Raw genomic sequence first — 13,040 nt, 5'->3', positions numbered from 1 at the left:
CTGCGCGAGTAACTTGCGTCAGTACCTTGGGGCCCTGCCGACGAGGGCGACTGCCTCATTACGCTTGCCAGCGCTGCAACTCGGACAGGATCTGTTCAGCGAGGAAGTCACAAGGCGGCCGCTTCGACTTTGCGCTGCGCGCCAGCACCAGCTCCAGCCCGGCTAGATCGGGCAGCCCCTGGGCCTGGCCCAGGATGGTGAAACGGGCCGGAACGGCACATCGCGCGAGCGGCGCCACCGCCAGTCCAGCTTCGACCATGCTGAGCAGGCCGAGCAGGCTGGGACTTTCATAGGACATGCGATAGGCAATCCTGGCCTGCGCCAGGCTGCGGATCGCAATGTCGCGGGCGACGCTGCCCGACTGGAACACGGCAATGGGCAGCGGCCGCTCGTTCCAGATTTCGTGCGCCGCCGGCGATGCGGCCCACACCATCGGTTCCAGCCGGATGAACTCCCCGGACAACCCCTTCACTCGCGTTGCACAGACCAGGTCGACCGATCCGTCCTTGACCATGGGCGCCAGGGCCACGCTCGGCAAGCCAATGACCTGGATCTCGACCTTGGGGTAGGTCGCCGAGAATTTCTTCAGGATCGCGGGCAGCAGGGATGAGGCATAGTCGTCCGGCATGCCGAGCACCACGCGCCCGGTCACGTCGGGGCGGACCACGGCCGCCCAGGCCTCGTCGCGCAGGGCCAGCATGCGGCGCGCGAAGCCCAGCAGTACTTCGCCTTCCAGGGTCAGCACCACGTTTCTCGGCTTGCGCACGAACAGTGGCTTGCCCAAAGCCTGTTCGAGCGCCTTGATCTGCATGCTGACCGCCGACTGCGACCGGTGCACGAGTTCCGCGGCACGGGAAATATTGCCCGTATCGGCAACCGCCACCATCATGGCCAGCACATCTAGGTCAAGCGCTTTCATTGGTATCAGAAAAGCTGAAGCAACAGATCAATATTGCGCGTTTTTCTTAATCATTGGCCCTCGGGCATACTGGCCAAAAACGTTGACGACCTATGCCACAGCCGATCATGGACCACCCCTTGCGCGACAGCCTTGCGCGCGAACTGCATGCCCGCCCCTTCCTGCGCATCGGCGGCTCCGCCTCGCTGACGCACTTCGCCATCTATGCCGACGGCGATACCGCCGTCCACCATGCCTTGCTGGCCTCCTTGTGCCGGCTGACCGGGCTGGAAGACCCGGCCGACGGCGTGACCCACTATTCAGGACGATGGGGCGATGACAAGCAGCTGAAGTGGGAGCGGCACACCGAGTTCTCCACCTTCACGTTCGTGGCGCGGCGTGGTGACGCGGACTACTTCTCCGACCTGGCCACCTCCCATATCCCAGCCGACTGGTTCGACAGCTTCGCCGGCAAACGCCTGGTGGCGCTGCGCATGGAACTGGTCTCGGGCGAGGCCGCGGCCCATGCCCGCGACAACGTGAGGCAATGGATCGACGGCCCCATCCTGGCGGGCAGCCACGTTCTGGGCGGCGGTGAGGTGTTCTGCGACTGGACCATCCCGCCCGACGGCTTTTCGCGCTTCCTGGTCATCGACAACGGCTTCCGCGAAGTGCAAGGCGGACGGCTGCTGCAGCGGTTGTATGAAATCGAGACCTACCGGATGATGGCGCTGCTGGCCTTGCCGGTGGCGCGTGACCTGGGCCGCAGCGTGGACAACCTGCAGCGCTCGCTCGCGCCGCTGATGCGCAGCATGGACACGAGCCAGGGCGGCCGCCACGATGCCGAGTTGCTGGAGCGGCTGACGCACCTGGCGGTCCGCATCGAGGCACTGGCGGAATCCGGCAACCGCTTCAGCGCGTCGCGCGCATACGAGAAGCTGGTGCTGGCGCGCATCCAGGAATTGCGTGAAGAGCGCATCGAAGGCATACCGACCATCGCCGAATTCATGGAGCGCCGCTTCGCGCCTGCAATGGAGACGTGCAGGTCGGTCTGGGCGCGGCACGAGCAGTTTGCCGGCCGCGTGGCGCGCGCGCTCGACCTGCTGCGCACGCGCGTCAACCTCGCGCAGGAGCAGGACACCACGCGCCTGCTCGAAGGCATGGACCAGACCGCGCGCAGCCAGCTGCGGCTGCAGCACGCGGTCGAAGGCCTGTCGGTCGCGGTCATTTCCTACTACGTGCTGTCTCTCGCGGGGACCGGGCTCAAGGCGCTGCATGCGGTGCACCTCCCGCTGGACCCGGAACTGATCAAGGGCGTGCTGATCCTGCCAGTGGTGCTGCTGGTGCTGCGTGCTACCCGGCGCAGCAAGCATGCCGGGCAAAAAGCGGCCGCGCGGCAGCCGGCTGCAAATCAGGCCGCGTAGGATCACGTCAGGGGCAGCTAGGCGGCTGTCCCGCCCTGCCCCGCCCCTGCCGCGGCTCGCCGCAGGAGACGCATCGGGCCAAGGTCCTCAATGGTTTGCATCTGCGCCGCATCCCGGACAAAAAGCGAGCCGGCGAACGCCAGGGCATTGACCGAGATGCCTTCCACGCACTCCCGGGATCTCGGCACCAGCAACAGCCCTGCGGACATGACCAGCAGGTTGTACGGCGCAGACTGGCTCAGCCCGCCCTCGACATCGACCGCCCGCACGCCAACCGCATCAAGCAGCGCGCGGTAGCGCTCGCACGCCGTGCGCGCCACCTCTTCCACGGGCCCCGCGAACAGATCCAGCGGCGCAAACGCATGCGCAAATGCCAGGCCGGGAACGACGCCGATGGCGCCGGCGATCCGTGCCGACGCCAGCAAGGGACCAATCGGCAGCGCCCGGCCACCCTCGGCGAGCGGCAACGGCACGATCTGCAGATGTTTGTGGCCTTGGCTCGCTCCCGCGGCTGCCCCGCCGTTGTAGAAGCCCAGGCTCGGGAATTCCGCCATGCAAGCCAGCAGTGCTTCAAAGTCAGCCACGGTCAGCAGGCATTCCTGCGGTTCGAAGCGCCGGGTGACGATGAGCAGATGATGCTCGATGACATTGAACTTGTTGAGCAAGGCCACATGGGTGTCGGAGATATCCGCAACAAACAGTTCCGGGTCATAGGGCAGGAATGGATTGCCCCCGGCACTGCTCGTTCCGCGTGCCTTGTCCTTGCGCGCCAGGCTGGACACCTGGCGGACCAGGAACCGCACGCCGCCGTCCTCGATCGCCGCCTCGGTGGTCTCGATCGGGCACAACGCCCCGCTCCGCAAGGCGTGCGCCGTCCGCTGCAAGATCGCCGGCCACAGGGTGCCGGGCTGAAGGTGTCGAGGGTGCATGATCCGCTTTCACTCCCCTTTGAGCATAGCCGTCTCACGCGCCGAAGCGGATCGGATCATACGGGCGGGCATCGACATACGGTTGCTCACCGTCCATCAGTTCGGCAAGCAGCCGGGCCGTGACGGGGCCGAGCGTGAAGCCCTGGTGGCCATGGCCAAAGTTGAACCAGAGGCCACGATGGCGCGGGGCCCTGCCGACGATCGGCCGCATGTCGGCGACACATGGCCGGGCGCCGAGCCAGGGCGTGTCTTCGACTGGCGCACCGAGGCGCACCAGCTCGCGGGCGTGGCGCTCGGCATTCTGCAGCTGGATGGGGGTCGGCGTGGCATCGTGGTGCGCGAACTCGGCCCCCGTTGTCAGACGCAGGCCGCGCTGCATCGGCGCCAGCATATAGCCGTTCTCGACATCGAGCAGCGGCATGGACGGCATCGGCTCAGCGGCATAGTGGCGATGGTATCCCCGCTTGACGAATAGCGGGAAACGATAGCCAAGCGGTGTGGTAAGGGTCGTTGCCCACGGCCCAAGCGCAATCACGGCCTCGGCAGCTTTGACCGGACCATCTTCCGTCTCCACGGTCCAGCCGCCTTCCGTCTGTTTCAGCGTTGCGGCATCACCGCGGCTAAAGATTCCGCCCTCCTTGCTGAACAGCGCCGCGTAGCGGCTTACCAGCTCGCCGGGATCAACGATGGCCCAGGGATCGCGCCAGTGAATGGCGCCGGCCACTGGCCCGCAATACGCAGGCTCGGTAGCGATCAGCCCGGCCTGGTCGAGAATCCGGCAATCGAGTCCGTGCCGCTGCGCGACTTCCGTCGCAGCGCGCGCCGCCTGGTCGAACGGCGCAGCGCTGCGATACGCCTGCAGCCACCCCGCTCTGCGCACAAGGTCCTGTGCGCCGGCCAGCGCGATCAGCCGCTCGTGCTCGGTCAGGCAGTGCCGGATCAGGGCACTGTATGCCGTGACGGTGGCCGCGTACCGGTCAGGCGCCGATTCACGCCAGTAGCGCGCCAGCGCGGGCAGCAGGCTGGCGAGTGCCGCGGGGTGATAGTGGACATCGTTGCCCTGGCGGGTGATGACGCGAAGGACCGCCATCCACTCGCGCGGGAAGGCGTAGGGCTGCACCGCTTCGCGCTGGATGATGCCGGCGTTGCCATAGGATGTTTCCCTGCCGGGCGCCTGCCGGTCGACCAGCACGACCGCATGGCCGCGCTGGCGCAACGCCAGCGCCGTGCAGACGCCGACCATGCCGGCACCAAGTACCAGGATGTCTTTAGAGGCCATGGCAGATGCGGATCCTGGAGGACGGCAGGTTTGCGGTCCGGGTCATGGGGAGTCAGGCAATGGATGCTAATGCCCTGATTCTGCAATGCCGGCGCGTCCGGGCGGAATATCCATCGCAATCAATTATTGGAATCCATGGTTGCCAATCCGGCAATCATGGGTCGCCTATGCGCGTGATGGCATCGGCCAGGTGCTGCACGAACGCGCGCCCCGCGGGCGGGAGGTTGCGCCGGGCCAGCGTCTGGATCTCGATATAGCGCTCGTTCATTTCCCGGTCGCGCAGCGGCACCGCGACAATGGACCCTTCCTTCAACCGCCGCCGGACCGAAAGCTCCCCGTAGAAAGTGATGATGCCGGCCCCCGCCGCAGCGAATCCGACCAGCGAGTCCAGGTGATTGCTGGAAAAAACGGTCTGGTAGCTGAGCCCCTGGCGGCTGCAACTGGTGTCCAGCAACTGCCGCAGTGAGCTGTCCTTGGGCGGCAGCGCGAGCGGATAGCCGATGACCTGCGACAGCGAGATCTGGCGCTGGCCCGCCAGCGGGTGGTCCGGCGCCATGACCGCGAGCACCGGGGCCGGGTGGCGCAGTTCCACCTCGATATCGAGTTCGGGGAGGCCGCTCAGCGTGACGCCGATATCCGCCTCGCCGTCGCGAATGCGCCTGGCAATGTCACCTTGCGGGCACACGTCCAGGTCGAAGCGGATGCCACCGTATATCTCCCGGAAACTGGCGGCCAGAGCCGGAAGGAAATCGTGCGCGATGCCCTCGACGCTTGCCAGGTGGACCTGCCCCACGCGCAAGCCACGCAGCGCCTGGATGTCGCCCGTGACGCGATCGATCTCTTGCTGGGCGCGCTTGGCGTGCGCCGCCAGCATCTCCCCCGCCGCATTGGGTACCAGGCCGCGCGCGCGCCGGTCGAACAGCAGTGTGTCCAGCTCGCTCTCCAGCTTGGCGATCTGCCGGCTGACCGCCGATGGCGCCACGTTCAGCTTGAGGGCGGCGTCCTTGACCGAGCCGGTGCGTACGACCTCAAGGAAGTAGCGGACGGCGGTTTCCTGCAGGATGCGATACGACATGGTCGGGGCGAAAGCGAAGCAAAGGTCAGATTCATTTTATGGATTGCCTTTTCGGCAATCAAGCTTTCGAAACATTGCGCCGATGTCACGCCGGATTGATCGTACGATGAGATCACGCGGTGCCCCCACCCTTATGCGCTGCGCGATACCTACCCTGCCGGAGCATCAACATGCGATCCCCCGCCCACCGCACCTTGTTCCTCCTCACGGCCTGCAGCGTGGCTGCCGGAACCGCGCTGGCGCCCGCCCCTGCCACTGCGCAGGGTGGCTATCCATCCAAGCCGATCCAGCTGGTCCTGCCGTTTCCGCCAGGCGGTGCCACCGACATCGTCGGCCGCACCATCGCCCGCAAGCTCGGCGAGCGTCTTGGCCAGACCGTGGTGGTTGAGAACCGGCCCGGGGCCGGCACCATTGTCGCGGCGAGCTACGTGGCCAAAGCGGCACCGGACGGCTACACGCTGATGGCCACGTCCGGCACCACGTTCACGGTCAATCCGGCGGTCTACGCAAAGCTGCCTTACGACCCTCAGAAGAACTTCGAGCCCATCGGCATGATCGGGTCGACTGGCTTGATCCTTTTGGCAAACCGCGACGTGCCGGTGAACAACCTCAAGGAGTTCGTCGCCGCCGTCAAGGCAGACCCGGGCAAGTATTCCTACGGCTCGTTCGGCGCCGGCACCACTGCCCACTTTGCCGGCGAAGAGCTGCTGAACCTCACCGGCACCAAACTGCTGCATGTGCCCTATAAGGGCAGCGCGCCGGCGATGACCGACCTGATGGGTGGCCAGATCCCCTTCAGCGTGGATACGGTGGCTGCGGCCATTCCACAGCTCAAGTCCGGCAAGATCAAGGCCATTGCGGTCACGACGGCGAAGCGCTCGTCGCTGCTGCCGAATGTGCCGACCGTCGCCGAAAGCGGCTATCCGGGCATGGACACCAGTACCTGGATCGCGCTGGTCGCGCCTCGCGGCCTGCCAGCGGAGGTCCGGGCCAGGCTGGAAAAGGCGCTGGCAGACACCATTGCCGATCCGGCAACGCGCAGCCAGCTGGCGGAGAACGGCATCGAGCCCTACTACGCGCCCGGCAAGCAGGTCGCGGCCATGATCGACAAGGAAATCCCGCAGATGCGTGCCATCGCGCAACGCGCCCATATCAAGCTTGACTGACAGCAAGGCTCCGGAGACACCTGTTCCATGACCACGCAAGACAGACTGACCTCGGCCTCGGCGGTCGAACTCCGACGACTGATCGGCACCAGGGAAATCTCGCCGGTAGAACTGCTGGAGGCGTGCATCGCGCGCATCGAGACCTATAACCCGCTGATCAATGCCATCACGGCAACCTGCTTCGAGCGCGCCCGCAAGGAAGCGCGCGCCGCCGAACAGGCCATGCTGCGGGGCGAACCACTCGGGCTGCTGCACGGGCTGCCGCTAGGGGTCAAGGACCTGGAGGCCACCGAGGGCCTGCTGACCACCTATGGCTCGCCGCTGTTCCGCAACCACGTGCCGACCGACGACAACGTGCTGGTGAAACGGCTGCGGGCGGCCGGTGCCATCGTGGTGGGCAAGACCAATATTCCCGAAATGGGCGCCGGCGCGAACTCGCGCAACGCGGTCTGGGGCGCGACCGGCAATCCTTTCAACCCGAACCTCAATGCGGGCGGGTCCTCCGGCGGCTCGGCCGCGGCGCTGGCCGCGGACTTCCTGCCGGTCTGCACCGGGTCGGACACCGGTGGCTCGCTGCGCATTCCCGCGGCCAAGTGCGGCGTGGTCGGATTCCGGCCCTCGCCGGGCATCGTCCCCAACTCGCGCAAACTGCTGGGCTGGACGCCGATCTCGGTGGTCGGGCCGATGGGACGCACCGTTGCCGATACCTGCCTGCAGCTGGCGGCTTCGGCCGGGGTGTCGGTGACCGATCCCTTGAGCTACGCGGTGGACGCCGCAGCGTACCTGTCGCCGGCACCGGTGGACCTGTCGAGCTTGCGGGTCGGCTGGACCGAAGACTTCGGCAGCTGCGCGGTAGACGACGGTGTCCGCCGCGTGTTCCGCGCCAGGATCGCAGAGATGCGCCACCTGTTCCGGCAATGCGACGAGGTCCGCTTCGAGCTTGGCGATGTGCACCGCTGCTTCGATGTCCTGCGCGCCGAAAGCTTTGTCGCCGGCTTGCATGACGCCTACCAGCGCGACCCCGCCAGTCTCGGCCCCAATACCCGCGCCAACTACGAACTCGGCGCGAAGATGTCACTGGCCGACAGCGCGTGGGCGCAGGCCGAGCAGAACCGTATCCTGCAGCGCTTCCAGCGGGCCTACCAGGAATACGACCTGATCCTGTCGCCAACCACGCCGGTGTCGCCCTTCGCATGGACCAGGCTGTTCGCGGACACCATCAATGGCGAGAAACAGGAGAATTATTATCGCTGGCTGGCCTTGACCTATGTCGTGACACTGACCACGCACCCTGCCATTTCCCTGCCGTGCGGCACGGACGAGGCCGGCATGCCGTTCGGGCTGCAGGTGACCGGCCGCTTCCGGGGCGACCTGGAGACGCTGGGTGCGGCCCAGGCGATGGAAGCTGCATTTGCCATGCTACCAGCGTTGCGCCGCCCCGTTCCCGACCTCGCCGCCCTCAGGCCCGCCAACCCGTCGCTGCGCTCGATTGTCACTGCGCCGCCGGCCCCTGGCACGGCGCAGCAATCGGGCGGCGTTTCTGCGGTATAGGCAGAGAGGCTGAAGACACAGGAATGCGAGCGTCGCGGCCCCGCGTCAATCCTGCTCGCGCAGGAGCATCGCCACGTTACGCTCCGCGAGCGCCGCGATGGTGCGCGAAGGGTTCAGGCCAAGCGGACGCGGGACGATCGCACCGTCCATGACATAGAGTCCCTTGTAGCCAAATACCCGGCCACATGCATCGACGACTCCGTCCGCTGCGGAGGTCCCCATGTTGCAGCCTCCCAGCGGGTGCGGTGTGATCAGGTTGTGCCACCGTCGCCAGGTGAGCGGCACCCACGGATCCCCGCCAGTCGCTGCCGACAGCTGCGTATGCGCTGCAATCATGGCCTCGATGACAGCCACCGATGCCTGATAGGACCAGTTTAGCCGCAGCACGCGACGCCACGGTGCGTACCACGTGCGGCCCAGCCTCAGTTGGCCATCGCCAGGGTCCACGCCTTGCCCGAACCAGGGCATCATCCGCTCGACCGGATCGCCGTCATCAAACAGTCCTCCGACCTCCTTCCACACGGCGCGCAGCTTGCGGGAACGCGTTCGCTTCATATGGCGCCGAATGAAGTTGCCTGCGAGGTTCGGGATTCCGCCGTCCTCCACGAAGAGCGCCTGTCCGTTCGGGCCGCTGTGGTCCAGCAAGTCGATCGCCGCGGAGATGGTTACGCCATGAGCAGGAGAGATCGTCCTGTGCTCATAGTAGGCTGGCGTCACGAAGTCGCCATTGTGCGACCACCCGTAGCCCAACTGTCGGGAAAGCCCTGGAAGAGTGCGATGCTCATCCCGACAGCGCAGCAGAAGTTCGGTGCTGCCAATAGAGCCGGCGGCCAGTATCACCCTGGCGGCCGTGACTGTGCCAGGGCTCGTCGTTTCGTTCTCCGGGTCGATCTTCCTGAAGCCTACGCGCCAGCCCTGCTGCAGCGGCTCGATCCTGTCTACCAGGTGCAATGGAAGAATCTCGGCGCCATTGTCTTCAGCCACCGCCAGGTAATTCAGGTCCAGCGTATTCCTGGCCGATACCTGGCACCCCACGTCGCAGTTGCCACAATGGACACAAGTGCCCTGCCACCTGCCGTGCTGGTTCAGAAATCTCTCTGAATGACGGTCATCGCGGGCGTTCTTTCGTGTGGGGTCCCAATGCTCGGAAAATGTCACCGCCAGCGGCAATTTACGGAAGCGCCCGCCCCATCCGCAGGCTTCCGCTCCCTCGCGCAACAGCCGGGTCCGCTCGCTCAACTGGTTATCCGGCACTTCGCTCACTGCGAGCATGCGCCCGACCTCCTCGTAGTGGGCCTGCAGGCCGGCATAGGTAACCTCCTTCGGCCAGCCCTGCTCGAAGGCTTCCGGCCTGGCTTCCACGGAAACGTTGGCGTAGATCAGCGAGCCGCCACCGACTCCGGCCCCGGCGATGACCCATACATCAGAGAATGTCCGGATATCGGCCCAGCCATTGAAGCGATTGGCGTGCTCCTGGTTCCACAGCCAGGGGTCACTCTCGTCGCGCGGGTAAGTCGCGGGGCTCCAGCGCCGGCCGCGCTCCAGCACCAGCACCTTGCGGCCGGCCTGCGCGAGCCGGCACGCCGAGACCGCACCACCGAAGCCGCTGCCGATGATGACGACGTCGTAGACCAGCGCATTGCTCATCATCAGACTTGCTCCGAGAAACCCCGCCATTCATGGCGGGGAGTGAAAGGAGCGCCGCCGCGAGGCGGCATTCCCACGTTAGAATGTGCGGCATGATTCTTGTCTACCGCTACCGGGTGAAGTCGCTCAACGGCCTGCTTAACAAGCAGAGCCGAGCGGTGAACTACGTCTGGAACTTCTGCAATGACACGCAGAAGCATGCGCTCAAATGGGGTAAGAAGTGGCCGAGCGGGTTCGATTTGAACGTGCTGACCACCGGCAGCAGCAAGGAACTCGGCATCCATTCCGGCACGGTCAACGCGACGTGCGAGCAGTACGCAAAATCGCGCAGCCAGCATCGCCGTCCTTATCTGCGATACCGCGGCAGGAAATCCCTGGGATGGGTGCCGCTGAAGGGTCGCGAGCTGAAACGAGAGGGCGAGGCGTTTCGCTTTGCCGGGAATACCTTCCGTGGGTTCAACAGCCGCCTGTTGCCAGAAGGCAAGATCAAGGACGGCACGAACTTTGCGCAGGATGGGCGCGGGAACTGGTTTCTCAACGTCGTGATAGAGGTTGCCGATGTGCCAGCATGCCCGATTCAGGCTGGCGTCGGTATCGACCTTGGTTTGAAGGACTTCGCCACGCTCTCGACCGGCGAGAAACTTCCCAATGACCGGTTTGGCCGGCATGCCGCCGAAAGGCTGGCGAAGGCGCAGCGGGCGCGACAGCACAAGCGGCATATTGCCAAGCTGCATGCCAAGGTGGCGAATGCCCGCGCCGACTTCCAGCACAAGCTCGCGCTCGATCTGGTTCGACGCTTCGACTACATCGCAGTCGGCAACGTGTCGGCTGTGAAACTCGCCAAAACCAGTATGGCGAAGAGCGTCTACGACGCATCCTGGTCGTCCTTCCGGGACAAGCTCCGCTACAAAGCGATTGCGCACGGGGCCACGTTTGAGGAAGTGAACGAAAGCGGTTCTACCCAGTCCTGTTCGGCGTGTGGTTCGAAAGACAGCACGACGCGGCCGAAAGGTATCGCAGGACTGCGAATAAGAGAGTGGACCTGTAGTAGCTGTGGTGTCGTGCATGACCGTGATACCAATGCTGCGCTGAACATTCTCCGACGCGGACGTGCATCGCCAGCTGTGGGAATCCCCTGCCTCTAGGCAGGGGAGGACGTCAAGACGCTCCCTGTCGTTGGACGATGATTGCCTTCTCCTCAATCATCCGCACCGCCTCTGGCGGCGATACCTGACCGTCTGCCGGCACGAAGCGCGGGCCGCTCGCACCGGGCTGGGCGCGCACGCGCCAGGTGTTGCTGACCTTCGCCAGTTGCGTGACGCCCTCGCCCAGCTGCCAATGGCGGCAAACCTTCTCCAGCTTGAGCGGGTAGATCGTCAATTGCCCACCCTCGAACCGCATCCGCAGGAAGCACTTGTAATCGGCGATGCGCTGGGAGGAGAACACCTCCTCGGGGTGCAGACGCCACAGGGCATTGCCCAACACCATCCAGATCCCAAACAGCAGCCCGCCGAGGGCGCCGCCCAGCAGCATGGCCTCGACCACGAACAGCAAGACGGGGGGCGCGTTGTCCGCGCCAAAGACATGGAAGTTGAGGCGCAAGATAAGCCATAGCAGCGCGACTGCCAGTGCCAGGTGCAACAGCCCATGCAACGCGCCGACAACGCACGCCAGCCGGACGCCGCGCCTGACATCCCTGGTCGACAGCGCAGCACAACTAAAGACGATGGCCGCTGCGAACACCACCGACGCCGGACTGTGCGCCATGACCCGGAACAGTTGGTGGAACACCTCGCCGATATTCCCGAATGTCACTTCGAGGTCGGCCAGTCTGGCCACGAAGCTGCGTTGATCGCGCCCGGGAACAGATACCAGGCTCGCGCTTTGAATGATCCAGTCGAACAGCAAGTACAGGATCGCCACCAGCGCACAGAACGAGAGGTTGCGCGCAGGCAGTTGCCACGCGCGATTGCGCAATATCCGGGCGGTCGCCTTTTCCGGATACGCCGACTTCAGCTCGTAGAACTGTTTGGCCGGACCCACCACGATAGGCCTCGGTTGATCCGGCAGCAGGTGTGTGCCGTGAAGAAATGCCCCGCCGCCGCCGCAGGTGATGCGATGCGGTCCTGCCGTGCCCTCTCGCGGCACATAGTGCGCGTAATGGTGCGAGTTGCCGGCCAGCACCACTGCGAGCCGATCGCCCAGCATCCCCTCGATCTCGCTCAGGCTCCGAAAGCGCGGCGTCTTGGCCTCGATCGAAGGCATGGCCCGCCGCTCGCCGCGGCGCACGCGCTCCATCTCGTCGATCCAGCTCGCCTCGGGCGCGCACAAGACCACGCGGTCACCGGGCTGCAGCGCCGTGCACAGCTTCTGGAAGTACTCGCGCTGCGGCCGGTCGATTTCCGACTCCAGTTGCAGGTCCAGGCCCCAGATCCACCAGCCGCCGGGCAACTGCAAGGCATAGTAGCCGGTGCGCTGGCGTGTCTCCCAGCCGCCCACGGGCTTGCCGCTGCAGAACAAGCGGGCGAAGCCACGCAAGCCATCGTACCAGTCGTGATTGCCAGGCGTGGCGACCATCCACGGCGCATCCGGCGGCAACTTGATCGTCTGGTCGCTGTATACGGCGCGCACGGTCTCGACTGGCGCAGGGAACGCCGCCCGGAAAGGATCGACGAAGCGCGTCCGATAGCCATCATGAGCGGGGGTCGGATACACCTGGTCGCCGCCGAGCAACAGCACCTTTGCCCGCGGCAGCGTTACACCTTGCTCGCGCAGCGTCACCGCGTGACTGACGCACAAGGCCATGGAGTATGTCGAGTCCCAACCGTCGCCCGTGTCGGCCAGATAGTCGACCCAGACACCGCCGTGCCCGTCAGCGGGCACCGGGAGCGGCGGATTCGGATTCAGTGTGGTGAGCGCAGCCTGCACCATGCGCTGGTCGGCAAAGGCGCCGATTGCCATCGCCACGGCAACGCGCATGGCCGTAAATGGAAGCTGTAGCGGGCTCAGCCAGTTCACCATGGCTCTTTGGGTATAGAGTTCCACGCGCCCGGTCGCAGCGGACGCGGCAG

At 65.4% G+C, this 13,040-nt stretch carries 10 protein-coding genes; 4 read left to right on the top strand and 6 right to left on the bottom strand.

The annotated features are described in order from the left end of the window. Positions 1 to 58 precede the first annotated feature (58 nt). The gene (locus RS901_RS14575) at positions 59 to 919 is read right to left on the bottom strand and encodes a LysR substrate-binding domain-containing protein (RefSeq protein WP_316149493.1); all 861 of its coding nucleotides are present in this window, start codon (positions 917 to 919) and stop codon (positions 59 to 61) included. 107 nt (positions 920 to 1,026) lie between these two features. Here RS901_RS14575 and RS901_RS14570 point away from each other — a divergent pair, with 107 nt between their 5' ends. Then, positions 1,027 to 2,322 (top strand): DUF3422 domain-containing protein, encoded by a 1,296-nt coding sequence (locus tag RS901_RS14570; protein WP_316149492.1) that lies wholly within the window; start codon positions 1,027 to 1,029, stop codon positions 2,320 to 2,322. A 17-nt stretch (positions 2,323 to 2,339) separates the two neighbouring features. Here the strand turns inward: RS901_RS14570 and RS901_RS14565 are convergent, their stop codons facing one another. The 3 genes from RS901_RS14565 to RS901_RS14555 all read right to left on the bottom strand — a co-directional run bounded on the left by RS901_RS14565 (position 2,340) and on the right by RS901_RS14555 (position 5,605). After that, positions 2,340 to 3,251: an ATP adenylyltransferase family protein gene (locus RS901_RS14565; RefSeq protein WP_316149490.1), complete on the bottom strand. Its 912-nt coding sequence runs from the start codon at positions 3,249 to 3,251 to the stop codon at positions 2,340 to 2,342. Between the two features lie 34 nt (positions 3,252 to 3,285). Then, entirely contained in the window at positions 3,286 to 4,530 is a 1,245-nt protein-coding gene (locus RS901_RS14560) for an FAD-dependent oxidoreductase (RefSeq protein ID WP_316149489.1), read from the bottom strand. A 154-nt stretch (positions 4,531 to 4,684) separates the two neighbouring features. Then, positions 4,685 to 5,605 carry a LysR substrate-binding domain-containing protein gene (locus RS901_RS14555; protein WP_316149488.1) on the bottom strand — a complete coding sequence of 307 codons (921 nt, stop codon included), beginning with the start codon at positions 5,603 to 5,605 and terminating at the stop codon, positions 4,685 to 4,687. A 170-nt stretch (positions 5,606 to 5,775) separates the two neighbouring features. On the opposite strand from RS901_RS14555, the gene RS901_RS14550 reads away from it, so the two are divergent. Further along, on the top strand, positions 5,776 to 6,771 hold the full coding sequence (locus tag RS901_RS14550) for a tripartite tricarboxylate transporter substrate binding protein (protein WP_316149487.1): 996 nt from the start codon (positions 5,776 to 5,778) through the stop codon (positions 6,769 to 6,771). A 27-nt stretch (positions 6,772 to 6,798) separates the two neighbouring features. Then, on the top strand, positions 6,799 to 8,322 hold the full coding sequence (locus tag RS901_RS14545; RefSeq protein WP_316149486.1) for an amidase: 1,524 nt from the start codon (positions 6,799 to 6,801) through the stop codon (positions 8,320 to 8,322). A gap of 45 nt (positions 8,323 to 8,367) precedes the next feature. On the opposite strand, the gene RS901_RS14540 is transcribed toward RS901_RS14545, so the two are convergent. Next, on the bottom strand, positions 8,368 to 9,972 hold the full coding sequence (locus tag RS901_RS14540) for a GMC oxidoreductase (protein WP_316149485.1): 1,605 nt from the start codon (positions 9,970 to 9,972) through the stop codon (positions 8,368 to 8,370). Positions 9,973 to 10,061: 89 nt separating this feature from the next. Between RS901_RS14540 and RS901_RS14535 the strand changes: the two genes are divergently transcribed. Then, positions 10,062 to 11,114, top strand: a complete 1,053-nt coding sequence (locus RS901_RS14535) for a transposase (RefSeq protein ID WP_316149484.1) — start codon at positions 10,062 to 10,064, stop codon at positions 11,112 to 11,114. Positions 11,115 to 11,127: 13 nt separating this feature from the next. Here RS901_RS14535 and RS901_RS14530 read toward each other — a convergent pair whose 3' ends face one another. Next, on the bottom strand, positions 11,128 to 13,014 hold the full coding sequence (locus RS901_RS14530; protein ID WP_316149483.1) for a preprotein translocase subunit YajC: 1,887 nt from the start codon (positions 13,012 to 13,014) through the stop codon (positions 11,128 to 11,130). Positions 13,015 to 13,040 lie beyond the last annotated feature (26 nt).

The organism is Cupriavidus sp. BIC8F (assembly GCF_032465815.1).
GTDB lineage: Bacteria > Pseudomonadota > Gammaproteobacteria > Burkholderiales > Burkholderiaceae > Cupriavidus > Cupriavidus necator.
The sequence above is the reverse complement of the archived record's forward strand: the minus strand, read 5'-3'. Positions and strand labels throughout refer to the sequence as shown.

Coding starts and splice junctions, on each gene's coding strand:
- RS901_RS14565 (WP_316149490.1), bottom strand. CDS start 3,251: ATGCACCCTCGACACCTTCAGCCCGGCACCCTGTGGCCGGCGATCTTG.
- RS901_RS14540 (WP_316149485.1), bottom strand. CDS start 9,972: ATGATGAGCAATGCGCTGGTCTACGACGTCGTCATCATCGGCAGCGGC.
- RS901_RS14570 (WP_316149492.1), top strand. CDS start 1,027: ATGGACCACCCCTTGCGCGACAGCCTTGCGCGCGAACTGCATGCCCGC.
- RS901_RS14555 (WP_316149488.1), bottom strand. CDS start 5,605: ATGTCGTATCGCATCCTGCAGGAAACCGCCGTCCGCTACTTCCTTGAG.
- RS901_RS14545 (WP_316149486.1), top strand. CDS start 6,799: ATGACCACGCAAGACAGACTGACCTCGGCCTCGGCGGTCGAACTCCGA.
- RS901_RS14535 (WP_316149484.1), top strand. CDS start 10,062: ATGATTCTTGTCTACCGCTACCGGGTGAAGTCGCTCAACGGCCTGCTT.
- RS901_RS14560 (WP_316149489.1), bottom strand. CDS start 4,530: ATGGCCTCTAAAGACATCCTGGTACTTGGTGCCGGCATGGTCGGCGTC.
- RS901_RS14575 (WP_316149493.1), bottom strand. CDS start 919: ATGAAAGCGCTTGACCTAGATGTGCTGGCCATGATGGTGGCGGTTGCC.
- RS901_RS14550 (WP_316149487.1), top strand. CDS start 5,776: ATGCGATCCCCCGCCCACCGCACCTTGTTCCTCCTCACGGCCTGCAGC.